A 15,583-nucleotide genomic window follows, 5' to 3' on the forward strand; every position below is an offset into this window, starting at 1 on the left:
TGGAAGGACCCCTCGGTGGTGCGCCGATCGCTCGCCGGGTTGTGCAGGACGCCTTGCGCCACGCGATAGCTCGAGATGATGTCCGAGGTGAAGACGTCGCTGTCGACGGGGACGGAGAGCTCGCGGGCCAGTCCGTGACGGTCCAGGATGAAGGACTGGAAGGGCAGGGTCGGGATTCGATCCAGCTCCAGATCCTCGAAATAGCGCCCCAGGAAATCCTGGATCCGGCGGTCCACCGGGCAGTGATACGACGACAGGAGCCGGTTTTTCTCTCGATAGCTCAACAGCAGGTCGTGGGCGATCTCGATGAAGCCCTCCGTCGCCGGTGTGCCGCAGGACGGTTGACCGGAGGAGATCAGCTTGAAGTTGATATACAGATGTAGCTTCTGACGGTCGTCGGCCGACAGCGGTGCGTAGGGCCCGTCGGGCAGATCGGCGGACGCGCCGGTGTGGAGACCAAGCTCGCGAATGGGATCGATCATGTCGGTGACCTGCAGTGTTGGGCGGGGCCTGCAGTGGGCGCGCGACGACCGGCGTTGCGAGCAGCGTGCGAGGCAGGGTTCCGGACTGGATTTAAGCACAAACAGCGCCACGTCGGGCGCCCCTCGTCCGATGCCGTCGGCATGCCTAAGGTGTCGGATTCCAGACAAGTCCCCGTTGGTGTCCGAGCGCTGGAGTCTGACCCCTGCCGTCAGCCACGGAGCGGTAAGCCCGCGGCGTTACCCAAGACCGGAACGCCCGCCGCATTGATCCGGTACAAGGGAGGTCTCTCGCGCACCGTCGTGGTGCGGCCTAGCCGGCGGCGTCCGAGGTCTGCGAGGCGGACCGGGCGTCCGATCGGCGACGGTGAATGGGCCGCGCCTATTCATGAGCATTCAGCGCTGGACAACCATTCAGCACCGGCTCGTCCAAGCGATCGGGAAGGCATTCGGGATCAACCAGGGCCATTCTCCGCATAGCGGTACCCGGCCCCGCGCACGGTCTCGATCGACTCGCCGCAGGTGCCGAGCTTTTTTCGGAGTCGGCCGATGTAGACATCGACGACATTGGTCTGAGGATCCTCACTGATGGCCCACAAGGTACTGAGGATGCGCTCGCGCGAGAAGATCTTGCGCGGACTGGAGAGAAAGAGCTTCAGCAGATCACGCTCTTTGGGGGTCAGGTTGATCGGCGTGTCGCCGCAACGGACCTCCAACGATCGGGTGTCGAAGCTGAGGGCGCCCGATGTCAGCACCTCCGGCGCCGCGGCGCTCTGCCCGAACCCGTCCGAGCGACGCGCGAGGGCCTCGATGCGCGCCATCAACTCGTCGAAGTCGAAGGGCTTGGGCAGATAGTCGTCCGCTCCGATTCGCAGCCCGGCGACGCGATCCTCCACGTCGGCCAGTGCGCTCAGCATCAGGATCGGGGTCCTGTTCTTCTTCGCTCGCAGTCGCCGGCAGACATCCTGGCCGCTGATTCCCGGCAACATCAAATCCAACACGATGACGTCGAAACAGGCATCGGCGATCATGACCAATGCCGACTCGCCCGTGGAGGCAACGCTGACCGACCAACCCTCGGCCCGCAGGCCGCGCTGGACGAAATCGGCGACGCGGGCCTCGTCTTCGACCAACAGAACATTCACGAAACGGCCCTCAAGGGGATCTCGGCCGGCAGATCGACCAGCACCGTCATACCTTGTCCCGGTTGGCTCTCGACCTTGATCTTGCCCTCGTGCGCCTCGACGATTGCCTTGGCGACCGGCAAACCCAAGCCGACGCCCGATTCGTAGGTCTGCGCCGCGTTGCTCCCCCTGAAGAAGCGCTGAAACACCCGTAACAGGTCTTCCGCGCTGAGTCCGGGACCATTGTCCTCGACCGAGATGCGATAGCCGTCGGCGATGCGCTCGAGGTGCACCTGGACCCGACCGCCGCCGTGCCGCATGGCGTTGTCCAGAAGGATCACCAGAACCTGCCGAAGGCGGTCCGGGTCGGCGCGCAGCATCGCCTGGTCGAGATCGCTCAGGAGCTCGACCGATCCACCGTGGTGCTCGAGTAGGCTGCGGCAGTCGTTGATGACGGCCGGCAAGAGGACGGCCAAGTTCACCACACGGACCACGAGGCGCGTTTCACGTGATTCGCGGCGCGCGATGAACAAGAGGTCGTCGACCAGTCGCGCAGTGTGGGTGGCCGCGTCGCGGCAGCGCTCCAATGCCTCCCGGTACTCGGTCGAAGGCCGTTCCGCTCCGCGCAGGGCGATGTCGGCTTCGCCGCGGATGATGGTCAAGGGTGTTCGCAGCTCGTGACTCACGTCGGCCAGGAGGCGTCGGCGATCCGCTTCGGCGTCCTTCAGCGTGGTCAAGAGGCGTTCCAGGTCGGCGGTGCGCTCGGCGACCGCCATCTCGAGCCGTCTGTTCGAGGTTTCGAGCACCTGCTCGCGGGTGGCGATCTCGTCGGCCATGCGGTTGAGCGCGCGGGCCACGCCGTCGAGCTCGCTACCGCCGACCGATGCGATGCGATGGTCGCGATCACCGCGGGCAAGGGCCTCGGCGCCGTGGATGAGACGCCCGACCGGCTTTTTGAAGTCGCGCACCAGCCACCAGAAGGTGGCTGCCGCGGCGATCGCACCGAATGCCGCGACCAGGGCGGCAAGGATTTGGTTCAAGCGCGATCGCGCTTCGATGAGCGCGCGCTGGTCGGCCAATTCCTCGATCTGGAGGGTCAGCGCGTCTTGAATCAAGCGAGCGAAATCCTGGTCGACGCGCTCGTCCAGGATCCTGGACAGGCGTCCCCACTCTTCGACCAAGGGGATCGGGTAATCTGCGTCGAGCACCGTTTGGTATTCGGCGAGGAGGTTGTGGATCTTGTTCTCGATCCGCGCGAGGCGATCGAGATCCGTGACCATCTCGTCGAGATCGATATGGATCTCCTCGGCGATGATCGCTCGGATGGTGGCAATGTCGTGTCGAATTGCGCCCAGAAGCTCGGTCTCGAGCGCGCCTTGATCGAGATCTCCGATCGTCATCGCATCGCCGAACTGCTTGAACAGTTGGTAGGTGTGGTTCGACAACGAGAGATAACCCTCGTAGGAGCGATGCGCAAGGTCGATCCGCGCGAGATTCCGGCGGGCCTCGTGCGTGCCCCAGACGGCAAGGGAGGTGCCGACAATGGCCAGGCCCAGGAGTCCGGCAAACAACAAGAACAGCTTGGTCCCGAATCGCATGGCCTACACCGAGCGGCTAGGGCGAGGGAGAAAGGAATCGGAGTATAGACCGAGCACACGCGGATTTTTCGCCGCATTGCACGCCCCGCGCACGCCGGGACGGCGTTGCGCCTCCTCGCCGTAGGCACCGCTAGGCCTCGTCGGCGCGCCTTGTCCTGACGCGTGCGGGCCGCACCTGACCCTACGAAACTCCCACGTGCGCACGGTATCGTTGTGCGTTCTCTTACATTCCAATCGGTTGGGTGGGAAATGCAGTGATGAGCCTGCCGAAGCGCGGGACTGGCTGCCCGCTCGAAAGGCTACCCCGGAAGAGGTTCGACGGCGCCTGGCTGCCGACGCCGTCCATGGCGCGAGACACAAGACCTAGAGTCGGCGGCACTGATCCTCCTTGTTGCCGGACACGCGATTGCTGCCGCCGTTCGGTGCCGGTGTGTTGCTCTTGCATTGCAGATTGCCGTCGATCGTATTGTTTGCAATCGCGACGCCGCCGGTGTTGCTGAATGCCTGTACGTCGCCATCCACGATGTTTTGTCTCACCGTCACCGTCCTGCGGTTGCTCTTCATCTGGATATTGCCCTTGACCGTATTGTTGACGATCCAGCTGGGCGATCCCCTCAGACCGTCGAGCTGGATGTCGCCGTCGATATAGCTGCTCTTCACAGAGACTGCGTTGGCGTTCTCCGCCTGGATATTGCCGTCGACTCGAACGCCCGTCGCCGTGAGGTTGCCGCCCGAGTAGACGAGCACGTTGCCTTTAACCTTGGTACCGTTGAGGTTGCAAATCCCTTTCACGACGATGTTGCCGTCGATCGTCACAGCGCCGCGGTTGGGCGGGCAGGGGTAATCTCCGGCCAAGGCAGCGGGCGAGAGCCCGAAACAGCCGAGGGCGAGCAGAGTGGCTAGGGGGCGGATTACTGTGTTGACGCGCATATTGAATCTCCGATTTGACTGTTGCGGCGGCTTAAACCCGGATGGCTGTTGTCCATCTCGGCTCGCGGTCGGGTGCTGCTGCCGAGGTGGTGCGGTCTCGGTGCTGACTCCCTCCGTCTTCGGGCTCTCCCTGATGGCGCTAAGATGGGGGATGCCGCCTGTAAGCAGGCTGTCGAATCGATGAACGTCGGTTGATAAAAACATGAAAAATTTCTAAAAACAGATAACGGGGTGAAGCGATGCGTGTTCTGGTTACGGGTGGGGCGGGGTACATCGGCAGCCATACCTGCGTGGAGATGCTGACCGCGGGGATGGATGTCGTGGTGGTGGACAACCTCTGCAACAGCAAGGAGGAGTCGCTGCGTCGGGTGCGCGAGATCACGGGGCGGGCGCTGACCTTCATCCAGGCGGATTTGCGAGATCGCGCGGCACTCGATGCGATCTTTCGCGACGGCGCCTTCGATGCCGTCATCCATTTCGCCGGACTCAAGGCGGTCGGGGAGTCGGTCGAGATCCCGCTTGACTACTACGAAAACAACGTCGGCGGGACCATCACGCTGTGTCGGGCGATGGCGTCGGCGGGGGTGAAGAACCTGGTCTTCAGCTCATCGGCCACGGTCTACGGGGATCCTGCGACGGTGCCGATCCGGGAAGGGTTTCCGTTGTCGGCGACCAATCCATACGGTCGTTCCAAGCTCTTCATCGAGGAAATTCTGCGCGATCTTCACGTCTCGGACGGCGCCTGGAACATCGCCCTGCTGCGCTATTTCAATCCGGTCGGCGCGCATCCGAGCGGGCGGATCGGCGAGGATCCCAACGGCATTCCCAACAATTTGATGCCCTATGTCGCTCAGGTCGCGGTCGGCAAGCTGCCGCGGCTGCGCGTCTTCGGTGACGACTATCCGACCCCGGACGGCACTGGTGTGCGCGATTACATCCATGTGGTCGATCTGGCACGCGGGCATCTCGCGGCCTTGCGTCGGCTCGCACAGGGGCCCGGCGTCGTGGTCTACAACCTGGGCACCGGGCAAGGTTACAGCGTGTTGGATATGGTTGCGGCCTTCGAGCGGGCGAGCGGGCGCCCCGTGCCCTACGAGATCGTCGCGCGCCGCGCCGGAGATATCGCCGTCTGCTATGCCGATCCGGCCCTCGCAAAGGCGGATCTCGGTTGGCAGGCGCAATTCGGGATCGACGCGATGGTCCGCGACAGCTGGCGGTGGCAGTCCGAGAATCCGCAGGGGTTCGGCGACTGAAGCACGCCCGCGCGGGACGCATCGTGCGGGCGACCTTGCCGGCGGTCGAGGATGGACAAGCGTCGCGCGAAGCGGATACTTGCCACGGAGGCGCCGCCTGCGTCGAGCGCGGTGGTCGAGCTCAAGGCGAAGCCCGTCAGCACCATTGGAGATTCCGCATGTCCGTGTTCATCGAAGTCGAGCACGTCACGACCTACCGCTATGCCAAGCCGGTCGAGTTTTCCAATCACAAGGTGATGTTTCGTCCTCGTGCCGCCCATGACATCCGCGTGCTGCGCGCGAGTCTCGAGGTCTCGCCGCTTGCGCGGCAACAGTGGGTGCACGACGTCTTCTCGAACTCGGTCGCGCTTGTCGAGCTGCTCGAGCCGGCGCAGGAGCTGCGTTTCGAGGCGCGCTTCACGATCGAGCATTTCGGCATCCGCAACCTTGAGCTGCCGGTCGACCCGGAGGCGCGAAACTATCCGTTCGATTACAGTTCCGACGATCGGATCGACCTCGCCCCCTTTCTGCCGCCCCGATACCCGGAGGATGCGGCGGGTGTGAGCGACTGGGTGAAGCAGTTCATGCCTGCACGCGGGGTCATCCAGACCCACGACATCCTGCGCAACATCTCCGAGGGGATCCGCAGCGATTTTGCCTATGCTTCCCGCGAGGCGATGGGGACCCAGCGCCCGGCCGAGACCCTGTCGCTGCGCAGCGGGACCTGCCGCGATTTCGCCCTCTTGATGATCGAGGCCGCCCGCGGCTTGGGTCTGGCCGCGCGTTTCGTCTCGGGCTACCTCTACGACCCCTCGCTCGACGGTTTGCCGCCGGTGGAGGTCGGCAGTGGCTTGCAGCAGGGCGTGCGTCAGTCCGAAAGTTTCGACGCAGAGGTCGACACGCGCGGCGCCGGAGCGACCCACGCCTGGCTGCATGTCTATCTCCCGGGCGCCGGCTGGGTGCCCTTCGATCCCACCAACACCCTGTTCGGCGGCACCGACCTCATCCGTGTCGCCTACACCCGTACACCCGAGCAGGCCGCGCCGATCTCGGGCGGTTGGACCGGGTCGGCCAGCGACTATCTGGGAATGACCGTCCGGGTCAACGTCCGGCGGATCGATGCCGCGTTGGCCACCGCTGAAGCGGAGGATCCGGCCGGGGAGCCTTGAGAGGTCGGGCCGCGCAGTCCATGGTCGGTGGCTCTGCCGCCTCGGGCGCGAGATCGCTTACCCTGGATCCGGCAGTTGCACGGCCCTTGGAGTGCGTCCCGCGTGGTGTCCGGCAAGGCGCGACTGCGGCACGAAGCGGTCAACTGCCGGATCTAGGCTGAGCACCTGTCAGGCCGGGAGATTCAGACAGATCCTCGCACCCCCAAGCGTCGATGATTCGACGCTGAGTCGGCCACCGTAGGCCTCGCAGATCTCGCGAGCCATTGCGAGACCGATGCCGTGGCCAGGGACGGCCTCGTCGGCGCGGGCGCCGCGGGCGAGGAGACGTTCGGCATCACGCGGCGGGATGCCGGGGCCATCGTCCTCGATGGCGATGACGAGCAGCCCTTTGGACATTCGGGCGCCGATTCGGACCTCCGTTCGGGACCATTTGAAGGCATTGTCGAGTAGGTTGCCGAGCATCTCCATCAGATCCGCTTCGACACCGTTGATCTGCAGGTCTTGCGGGACCGCGAGCGTGACCTCGACCCCCTTGTCGCGATAGACCTTTGCGAGCGAGGCGAGGAGACGTTCCGCCACGCGTCGGATCGGCACGGGCGGCGCGAGTATGGATGCGGGCGCGGTGCCCGTGCGGGCGCGCTGCAATTGGTGCGCAACGATGTTGTCCATCCGTCCGAGCTGCTCCTCCATGAGCGCGCGCGTGTCCTGTCCGGAGCCGGCATCGCCGACGGCGCCCCGCATCACCGCGAGCGGTGTCTTGAGGCTATGCGCGAGGTCGCCGAGCGCGTTGTCGAGCCGCATCTGGCGTGCCTGCGCATGGGCCAGCAGTCCGTTCAGGTTGTCGGTCAGGGTGCTGATCTCGGTCGGATAGCGGCCGAGGATTTTGTCCTGTTGGCCCGACTCGATTGCGGCGACCTCGGCGCTGACCCGCCTTAAGGGCGCCAATCCCCAAGCGAGGATCAGGACCAGCGCGGTCAACATGAGCAGGGCCATCGCACCGAGCCAGACCGCGAGGCTTGCGCGAAAGCGTCCGACCTCCTCGTTGAAGGCGGCCATGTCCTCGGCGACCACGAACACGTAGTGGCGCGGCAGCTCCCCGGTTTCCCAGGACACGCCGAAGCCTTCCACCAGATAGCCCTCGCCATCGGCGCCCCGTCTGAGCTCGAGCCGACGCTGCCCGGGCAGGAGCTCCATCGGGCTCGGCTCGGGGATTCCAATCGCGGACGCGGACTCCCAAATCAGCCGGTCGGACATGTCGAAAACGCGCGCGTACAGACCTGACCCAGGCAGGCTGAAGCGGGCCTCGGCGAGTGCGTCGGGAAAGACCAGGCCGTCGTTCTCCGCCTCAGCCGCGGCCATGAGCAGGAAGATCTGGGCGAGCAGACGCTCCTCGCGCGAGGATTCGGCGGTGTCGCGGAAGGCCCGTTCCAGGGCGAGGCTAGTGAGCAGAATAAAGACCGCAAGCACCGCGGCTGCGGAGGCGACGACACGTGCACGCAGCGACATCAGCTCGGGTCCTGACGTGTGTCCTCGCTTGCGAGTGCCAGGCGATAGCCGCGACCGCGCAAGGTCTCGATCGGCGCGAGGGATCCGTCCGGGTCGAGCTTGCGTCGCAGGCGACCCAAGAGCACTTCGATGACGTTGCTGTCGCGATCCTCGTCATGCGGATAGAGCCGATCCGCCAAGGCTTGCTTGGAGAGCACACCGCCGCGGGCGCTCGCAAGCTGCTCCAAGAGGCGGTATTCGTAGGCCGTCAGCTCAGTCTGGCGCTCGTGAATCCAGACCGATTGCGCAACCAGATCCATGCGCAAGGGTCCGATGCGCAGCTCGCGAGACGCCGCACCGTTGGCTCGGCGGACCAGGGCGCGCAGTCGCGCCAACAGCTCCTCGGCCTGAAAGGGCTTGGCGAGATAGTCGTCGGCCCCGGCCTCTAGACCTTCCACCTTGTCCTGCCAGCGGTCGCGCGCGGTGAGGATGAGGATCGGCAAGAGGCTGTCGGCGGCGCGCAGGTTGCGGATGATCTCCAGCCCGCTCATCCCGGGCAGACCGAGATCGATCACCGCAGCGTCGAAGGGGTATTCGGTCGCCAGATACAAGCCTTCGCGACCGTCGCCGGTGCCCTGCGCAATGGCGCCCTCGCGAGCGAGACGCTCGATGATCTGGCGGCGCAGCTCGGTCTCGTCCTCGATCACCAGGACATGCATAGGCTCATCCTTCAGCGGCCCGAGACGAAGACATACTTGACCTCGCCCGACGGTGTCAGAACCTTGACCTGATAACCACCGTCGGTCGCCTTCACGGAGAGCACGCGCCCGCCGCCGGTCTGGCGCCGCGCCGCCTGTTCGGCTTGGGAAGGACTCATTTGTCCTTGGCCCGACTTATCGCGGCCCCACGCCGCCCCGGTCGTCGCGGCGATGGCGACGAGGAGCAAGATGGCAAGGGCGAGTCTGGTCTGGCGCATGGTGTTCTTGGCTCCGGGATCCGTTCCAGGTGCGGGTGAATCTAGCACAGACGGCCCGTTGCGCCGAAGGCATCCGCGTACCGCATCGCACTATCTCGGGTATCGGTCGCTCCTGTATCCCCGCTCGGGCGGATTCAGGATGACCGAACGGGGAGGGACGTAACCGCGAATGGCATGGCCACCGTATTCCGGGGCCGTGATGGTGGTGGTGCCGCGCTCGGGGCGATAACGGCGGGGGTAGGGGTCGCAAGGACGGCCGCGATCGCAGCGCCATTCCCGACCGTCGCGTCCTTCCCAGACGGGAGGCTCCCGCGCGGTTGAGATCGCCGGCGCGACGGCGAGGGTCGCGAGACCGACAGCGGATAGGATCAACAGCGTCCGGCTGATGTTCATGGCTCATCTCCAGCGAAGCGACGGGGAAACGGATACCCCGTCATCACCCCAATCATAGAGCCTCCACGCTGAACCGCACCTGAACCGCAATGCACTCGAAATCCCTTAGTGGCACTTCAGGAACGAGGTGAGCGAATTATTTCACTCGTAGGATGGGTGGAGCGCCAGCGAAACCCATCCTCCAAACCGCCGCGTTGCCGGGTGTCGATCTGATGCCCTTGGCGCGGGCTGGATGGGTTTCGCTGCGCTCTACCCATCCTACTGTTTCGGTTGGTTTGAGTTGTTCCTTATGGCTTAAACCGCGACGCTCCTAGACGTGCGCGACATCGACCCCGGGGCGACAGATCGCATGTCACCCCGAGGCGCGGTTTAATGCCCCTTGAGCCGCCTGCGCATCGCGTGCAGGGTCGGCTCGGTGTAGCCGTTCGGCGCCTCGCGGCCCTTGAAGATCAAATCCGAGGCGGCCTCGAAGGCGATACCGTCGAATCCGGGTGCCATCGGGCGATACAGAGGATCATCGGCGTTCTGCGTGTCGACTACGGCCGCCATCCGCTTGAGCGTCTCCATGACCTGCTCGCGCGATACGATCCCGTGATGCAGCCAGTTGGCGACATGCTGGCTCGAGATCCGCAGGGTCGCGCGATCCTCCATCAGGCCGACGTTGGCGATGTCCGGCACCTTCGAGCAGCCGACACCCTGATCGACCCAGCGCACCACGTAGCCCAAGATGCCCTGGCAGTTGTTGTCGATCTCCTGCTGAATCTCCTCGGCGCTCCATGCGCAGCTCGGGTCGAGCGGAATCTGCAGGATGGTGTCCAGACTGGCCCGCGGTCCGCCGGCGGCCAGCTCGGCCTGGACGGCGGCCACATCGACCTGGTGGTAGTGCATCGCATGCAGGGTTGCGGCGGTCGGGGAGGGCACCCAGGCGCAGTTGGCGCCCGCCTTGGGGTGACCCGCCTTGGTTGCGACCATGGCGCGCATCTCGTCGGGCATGGTCCACATGCCCTTTCCGATCTGGGCGTGGCCGCGCAGGCCGCAGGCGAGACCGACATCGACGTTCCAGTTCTCGTAGGCGAGCAGCCAAGGCGCGGTCTTCATGTCGCCTTTGCGCAGCACGGCGCCGGCCTCCATGTCGGTGTGGATCTCATCGCCCGTGCGGTCCAGGAAGCCCGTGTTGATGAAGATGACCCGCTCGGAGGCGACCCGGATGCACTCCTTGAGGTTCAACGTGGTGCGGCGCTCCTCGTCCATGATGCCGATCTTGATGGTGTTGCGGGCGAGCCCGAGCGCATCCTCGACCCCTGCGAAGATGTCGACCGCAAGCTGCACCTCCTCGGGGCCGTGCATCTTCGGCTTAACGATATAGACGCTGCCGGCGCGTGAGTTGCGGCGAGCGCCGTAAGTCGGATGGATGTCGTGCAGGGCGCAGGCCACCGTGACCATTGCGTCCAGCATGCCTTCCGGGATCTCGTTGCCGTCGGCATCCAGCACGGCATCCGTGGTCATCAGATGGCCGACGTTGCGCACCAGCATGAGCGAGCGCCCCGGCAGGGTGAGTGTGCCGCCGAGCGGGGTGCGGTAGGCCCGGTCCTCGTCCAGGGCGCGATCGACAGGCTTGCCGCCCTTCTGGAAACGGGCCGTGAGGTCGCCCTTCATGAGGCCCAGCCAGTTGCGATAGACGCCGACCTTGTCTTCGGTATCGACCGCGGCGACCGAGTCCTCGCAATCCTGGATACTGGTCATGGCCGATTCCAACAGCAGATCGGCCACGCCCGCGGGGCTGTCGCGACCGACCTGATGCTCGCGATCGATTCGGATCTCGATGTGCAGGCCATGGTTGACCAGCAGGATGGCATCCGGCTTCTCCGGGGTGCCCAGATAGCCGACGAACTGCCCCGGCTCCGCCAGCATGGTCTGGCTGTTGTCCGGCAGGCAGACGACCAACTTGCCGTCCTCGATCCGATAGCCACAGGACTCCCCGTGCGAGCCGCGGTTCAGCGGTGCGGCCTCGTCGAGGAAGGCGGCGGCGCGGGCAATGACCTCGGCGCCGCGCTTGGGGTTGTAGGTCTTGCCGCGTTCCATCCCTTCGGCGTCCGGGATCACATCGGTCCCGTAGAGCGCGTCGTAGAGGCTGCCCCACCGGGCGTTGGCGGCGTTGAGCGCGTACCGTGCGTTGCTCACCGGCACGACCAACTGAGGCCCGGCGGTCTCGGCGATCTCGGCGTCGACGTTCGCCGTGGTGACGCCGAAATCCGGGCCTTCGGGGACGAGATAACCGATGTCCGAGAGGAAGGCGCGGTAGGCGCCCTGATCCAGTGTTTGACCCCGATGCTCGATGTGCCAGGCGTCGATACGGGCCTGCAACGCGTCACGCTTCGCCAGAAGGGCGCGATGCCGTGGAGCGAGCTCCCGCACCATGTTCCCGAAGGACTGCCAGAATGCGTCTGGCGCGATGCCGGTACCGGGCAAGACATCGTCTTTGACTAGATCGAACAAGGGCTGCGCGACCTTCAAGCCGCTTACATCCATACGCTTCATCATGATCTCGATCTCCAACCCTCGGGTCGCGAGGGCCATCTCGGTGGTATCGGAGTGCCGTGCATTGTTGTCTTCAGCCTCCGAAAAAGCGAATCGGCACATGTCCCGGGCCGATCAACGAAGGTACGATGATCATTGCGCGCCCGATTTTTAAGCACCTTAAAATGGAGGCTTTGGCTGGTCGGGGCAATCTTTGCCCGATGAATTCCGTCAAGTTAGAGGATTCGTTGGCCCAATGCTTCGGGAGTGATGCGCCGGCACGCCACCGGGTCCCCGGGAACGAAGGAGGAAGCGCCGAAATCAATGAAACACCTCTTGCGACGGTCGCCAGCCCTGCGCGTAGCCCTGATTTATTTCGTCTTCGGGCTCGCTTGGATCTTGGCTTCGGACGTGCTGCTGTCGCTTGCGACAGGCGAGCTGGGAATCCTGCTGGGCATGAGCCTGACAAAGGGCCTGTTGTTCGTCGCGGTGACCGCGATCCTGCTCTTTTGGCTGCTCAATACCTCGATCGGTCGCGCCCGGGAGGCAGAACCCTCGGCGGTCGAGGGGCCGATCGAGCCCGTCACGCCGCTTCGGATGATCCTGGGCTTTTTGGTCCTCTTGATTCTGGTTCCGATGTTGAGTCTCGGGGTCGTCTTGATTCATGGTCCCCAACTGGAGCGTGACGCCTATTCGAATCTGAACGCGGTTGCCGCGCTCAAGGCCGGTCAACTCGAACAATGGATGGCGGAACGGCACGGCGACGCTGCACTGCTCGCCTCCGATGTCCCCTTCTCACGTCGACTCGACCAGTTACTCGGTGACTTGCCTCCGGATCCGACCCTCGCTGCAGACATCTCCGACCGGCTTGCCGCACTTGTGAACGCCTACGACTACGAGGGCGTTCTCCTCGTCGCGCTCGACGGCGACGTTGTGCTGAGTATCGGCGAGCATTCCGAGCTGCTGGCGCCGCTCGACGCTTTAGCCTTGCGCGCACGGGTCGAGAATCGTGTCCTGCAGAGCGGACTCCATCGGGACGAGGGAGGCGGCATTCACCTCGATTGGGTGATCCCGATCTCGGTCGAGGAGGGCGGAGTCCGGCGGGCGGTCGCGACCGTTGTGCTGCGTGCGGGTACCGAGGGCTTTTTGTATCCGTCCTTGCGCGCTTGGCCGACCGCGAGCCCGAGCGCCGAGACCCACTTGGTGGAGCGGGTGGGCGATTTCGCGGTCTTTCTGAGCGCCGCCCGGCATCGCCACTGGGTACCGCTTGTTCGAAAGGTGCCCTTGGGCGATCGGCTGCCGGCAACGGCAGCGTTGCTGCACGACAGCGACCTGGGGCAGGTTCCGGGGAAGGACTATCGCGGGGTCGAGGTGCTTGCCGTCTTTCGCCAGATCGCAGGGACCAACTGGCGCTTGATCGCCAAGGTGGATCGTGCGGAGGTCATGGCGCCCCTGCGGGTGTTGGTCTATTGGGTCAGCCTGGTCGCCTTGGCCGCGCTTTCGGTGCTCGGAACGTCCGGTTACTTCTTCTGGCGTCTTCAGCAGCGCACCCATCGACTGGAGATGGCGGCGCAGGCCGCCGAGAAGGATCGGCTGTTGCTGAAGTTCTACGAGCTGCCCTTCATCGGCATGGGGATCACCTCGCCTCGGACCAAACGCTGGATTCGTTTCAACGATCGGCTCTGCGAGATCTTCGGTTACTCGCGCGACGAGCTGGCCGAGACGACGTGGGTCGAGTTGACCTATCCGCCGGATCTCAACGCGGATCTGGCCGAGTTCGAGCGGGTATTGGCCGGAAAGTCGGACGGCTACGCGATGGAGAAGCGCTACCTGCGCAAGGACGGGCGGATTGTCCACGCCGAGATCGATGTCCGTGTCGTGCGGCACGAGGACGGGAGCATCGACTATTTCGTCGGGACCGTCGCCGATATCAGCGAGCGCAAGCGTCAGGAAGAGCGGTTACGGCTGGCCGCTGCGCTGTTCGACAACACGCGCGAGGGTGTCGTGGTGACGGATCGCGACTCGCGTATCCTCCAGGTCAACACGGCCTTCGTCGAGCTGACGGGCTATGGCGAGGAGGAGGTGGTCGGACGAACACCGAGTCTTCTGCGGTCGGACTGCCACGACGCCGCCTTCTTCGATGCGATGTGGCGGAGCATCGACGAAACCGGTCATTGGCAGGGCGAGCTCTGGAACCTGCGCAAGAACGGCGAGCCCTACCCGGTGTTGCTCAACATCAGCGCGGTCAGGGACGATGCGGGGCAGGTGATCCAGTATGTCGGCGCCTTCTCGGATCTGACGCGGATCAAGGAATCCGAGTCGCGGCTGGATTTTCTGGTCCATCACGATCCTCTGACCGAGCTGCCCAACCGCCTTCTGCTCGTCTCGCGCCTGGATCACGCGATCGATGTGGCGGCCCGCGAAGGCCAGCTCGTTGCCCTGTTGTTGCTGGATCTGGACCGCTTCAAGGACGTCAACGACAGCTTCGGTCATCCCGCAGGCGATGTCCTGCTCCGACAGACGGCGCGGCGGCTCGGCAGTTGTCTGGCTGCGGCCGACACCTTGGCCCGCCTCGGCGGAGACGAGTTCGCGATCTTGCTCGAAGATATCGTCGATCCGCAGGCCGCCGCACGAGTCGGCGAGCGGCTAATTGCGGCGTTGGGCGAAACCACCCGGCTGCCGGACGGTAGCGAGGTACGCATCGGCGCAAGCATCGGCATCAGCGTCTACGCCGGGCAGGACGAGGATGCCGGAGAGATGCTGCGTCAAGCCGACGCCGCCTTGTATCGGGCGAAGGCGGGCGGACGCAGTCGCTTCGATTACTACACCGAGGATCTGACCCGCAGCGCGCGGCTGCGCGTCGAGACCGAGCGGCGGCTGCGCGACGCCTTGGCCGAGGGGCAATTGGTCGCGCATTATCAACCCCAGGTCGAGATCGCCACCGGACGCGTGATCGGTGTGGAGGCGCTGGTGCGCTGGCGCGATCCCGAGCGCGGTTTGATCCCGCCCGGCGAGTTTATACCGCTCGCCGAAGAGACCGGCTTGATCGGAGCGCTCGGCGAGTGGGTCCTGCATGAGGCTTGCCGCCAAGGGGTGCTTTGGATGGAGGTCGGCATCGCCCCCTTGGTCGTGGCGGTCAACCTCTCTGCGCATCAGCTGCGTCAAGGCGACATCGTGGAGTCCGTTGCGCGCGTGCTTCGCCAGACCGGTTTCCCGGCCGAGCGGCTTGAGCTCGAGCTCACCGAGAGCGCCTTGATGGAACGCGAGGGCGATACGGCAGGTGTCCTCGACCGGCTGCGTGCACAGGGTATCCGCATGGCGGTCGATGACTTCGGAACCGGCTATTCGTCGTTCGCCTATCTGCGTCGATTCCATCTGGACGTGCTCAAGATCGACAAGCGTTTCATCGACGAGATCGACCAACAGCAGGATGCGCGGACCATCGTCGATGCCATCATCGCCATGGGACACGCGCTCGGATTGAAGGTGTTGGCCGAGGGTGTCGAGAGCCAAGCCCAGCTCGACATCCTGCGCGATCAAGGCTGCGATCTCTTCCAAGGGTATTTGAAGAGCCAGCCCTTGGATGCCGATGCCGTCACCGCGCTGCTGCGCACCGATGCGGGCTGATCCCCCGGGTCCCCGCGGGTTGCAAACCGGAGTGGGCACGTGGGATGACCCTA

11 protein-coding genes and 1 pseudogene are annotated in these 15,583 nt (G+C 64.8%); 3 read left to right on the forward strand and 9 right to left on the reverse strand.

Translation table 11 applies throughout. The annotated features are described in order from the left end of the window. The 4 genes and pseudogenes from GPT33_RS11015 to GPT33_RS11030 all read right to left on the reverse strand — a co-directional run. Positions 1-482: pseudogene (locus GPT33_RS11015) on the reverse strand (hypothetical protein); the annotation flags it as partial. A 452-nt stretch (positions 483-934) separates the two neighbouring features. Then, positions 935-1,624, reverse strand: coding sequence for a response regulator transcription factor (locus tag GPT33_RS11020; protein ID WP_296808685.1), 690 nt, complete (start codon positions 1,622-1,624; stop codon positions 935-937). Next, positions 1,621-3,201: a HAMP domain-containing sensor histidine kinase gene (locus GPT33_RS11025; protein WP_296808688.1), complete on the reverse strand. Its 1,581-nt coding sequence runs from the start codon at positions 3,199-3,201 to the stop codon at positions 1,621-1,623. Before GPT33_RS11025 ends, GPT33_RS11020 begins: the two co-directional genes overlap by 4 nt. A 363-nt stretch (positions 3,202-3,564) precedes the next feature. Then, positions 3,565-4,335 carry a polymer-forming cytoskeletal protein gene (locus GPT33_RS11030; protein ID WP_296808690.1) on the reverse strand — a complete coding sequence of 257 codons (771 nt, stop codon included), beginning with the start codon at positions 4,333-4,335 and terminating at the stop codon, positions 3,565-3,567. 35 nt (positions 4,336-4,370) lie between these two features. Between GPT33_RS11030 and galE the strand changes: the two genes are divergently transcribed. Together galE and GPT33_RS11040 are read left to right on the forward strand one after the other, a co-directional pair. Then, positions 4,371-5,384, forward strand: a complete 1,014-nt coding sequence (gene galE / locus GPT33_RS11035; protein ID WP_296808692.1) for a UDP-glucose 4-epimerase GalE — start codon at positions 4,371-4,373, stop codon at positions 5,382-5,384. 158 nt (positions 5,385-5,542) lie between these two features. After that, positions 5,543-6,532, forward strand: coding sequence for a transglutaminase family protein (locus GPT33_RS11040; protein ID WP_296808693.1), 990 nt, complete (start codon positions 5,543-5,545; stop codon positions 6,530-6,532). A gap of 168 nt (positions 6,533-6,700) precedes the next feature. On the opposite strand, the gene GPT33_RS11045 is transcribed toward GPT33_RS11040, so the two are convergent. The 5 genes from GPT33_RS11045 to GPT33_RS11065 form a co-directional block, all read right to left on the reverse strand. Further along, on the reverse strand, positions 6,701-8,038 hold the full coding sequence (locus GPT33_RS11045; protein ID WP_296808696.1) for an ATP-binding protein: 1,338 nt from the start codon (positions 8,036-8,038) through the stop codon (positions 6,701-6,703). Then, positions 8,038-8,736, reverse strand: coding sequence for a response regulator transcription factor (locus GPT33_RS11050; RefSeq protein ID WP_296808698.1), 699 nt, complete (start codon positions 8,734-8,736; stop codon positions 8,038-8,040). Before GPT33_RS11050 ends, GPT33_RS11045 begins: the two co-directional genes overlap by 1 nt. A gap of 11 nt (positions 8,737-8,747) precedes the next feature. Then, positions 8,748-8,993: a hypothetical protein gene (locus GPT33_RS11055; RefSeq protein WP_296808699.1), complete on the reverse strand. Its 246-nt coding sequence runs from the start codon at positions 8,991-8,993 to the stop codon at positions 8,748-8,750. Positions 8,994-9,083: 90 nt separating this feature from the next. After that, positions 9,084-9,386 (reverse strand): hypothetical protein, encoded by a 303-nt coding sequence (locus tag GPT33_RS11060; RefSeq protein ID WP_296808701.1) that lies wholly within the window; start codon positions 9,384-9,386, stop codon positions 9,084-9,086. A gap of 369 nt (positions 9,387-9,755) precedes the next feature. Beyond that, a complete protein-coding gene (locus tag GPT33_RS11065; RefSeq protein ID WP_296808705.1) occupies positions 9,756-11,927 on the reverse strand; it encodes a malate synthase G in 2,172 nt (723 codons plus the stop codon). A 300-nt stretch (positions 11,928-12,227) separates the two neighbouring features. Between GPT33_RS11065 and GPT33_RS11070 the strand changes: the two genes are divergently transcribed. Then, entirely contained in the window at positions 12,228-15,530 is a 3,303-nt protein-coding gene (locus GPT33_RS11070) for an EAL domain-containing protein (RefSeq protein ID WP_296808703.1), read from the forward strand. Positions 15,531-15,583: the final 53 nt, after the last annotated feature.

The sequence above is a fragment of the Thiocapsa sp. genome (assembly GCF_011390875.1).
GTDB lineage: Bacteria > Pseudomonadota > Gammaproteobacteria > Chromatiales > Chromatiaceae > Thiocapsa.

Excerpts from the sequence above, each read along its gene's own strand:
- GPT33_RS11030 (WP_296808690.1), bottom strand. The coding sequence starts at position 4,335 with ATGTTTTTATCAACCGACGTTCATCGATTCGACAGCCTGCTTACAGGC.
- GPT33_RS11040 (WP_296808693.1), top strand. The coding sequence starts at position 5,543 with ATGTCCGTGTTCATCGAAGTCGAGCACGTCACGACCTACCGCTATGCC.
- GPT33_RS11060 (WP_296808701.1), bottom strand. The coding sequence starts at position 9,386 with ATGAACATCAGCCGGACGCTGTTGATCCTATCCGCTGTCGGTCTCGCG.
- GPT33_RS11070 (WP_296808703.1), top strand. The coding sequence starts at position 12,228 with ATGAAACACCTCTTGCGACGGTCGCCAGCCCTGCGCGTAGCCCTGATT.
- galE (WP_296808692.1), top strand. The coding sequence starts at position 4,371 with ATGCGTGTTCTGGTTACGGGTGGGGCGGGGTACATCGGCAGCCATACC.
- GPT33_RS11045 (WP_296808696.1), bottom strand. The coding sequence starts at position 8,038 with ATGTCGCTGCGTGCACGTGTCGTCGCCTCCGCAGCCGCGGTGCTTGCG.
- GPT33_RS11055 (WP_296808699.1), bottom strand. The coding sequence starts at position 8,993 with ATGCGCCAGACCAGACTCGCCCTTGCCATCTTGCTCCTCGTCGCCATC.
- GPT33_RS11025 (WP_296808688.1), bottom strand. The coding sequence starts at position 3,201 with ATGCGATTCGGGACCAAGCTGTTCTTGTTGTTTGCCGGACTCCTGGGC.
- GPT33_RS11050 (WP_296808698.1), bottom strand. The coding sequence starts at position 8,736 with ATGCATGTCCTGGTGATCGAGGACGAGACCGAGCTGCGCCGCCAGATC.
- GPT33_RS11065 (WP_296808705.1), bottom strand. The coding sequence starts at position 11,927 with ATGATGAAGCGTATGGATGTAAGCGGCTTGAAGGTCGCGCAGCCCTTG.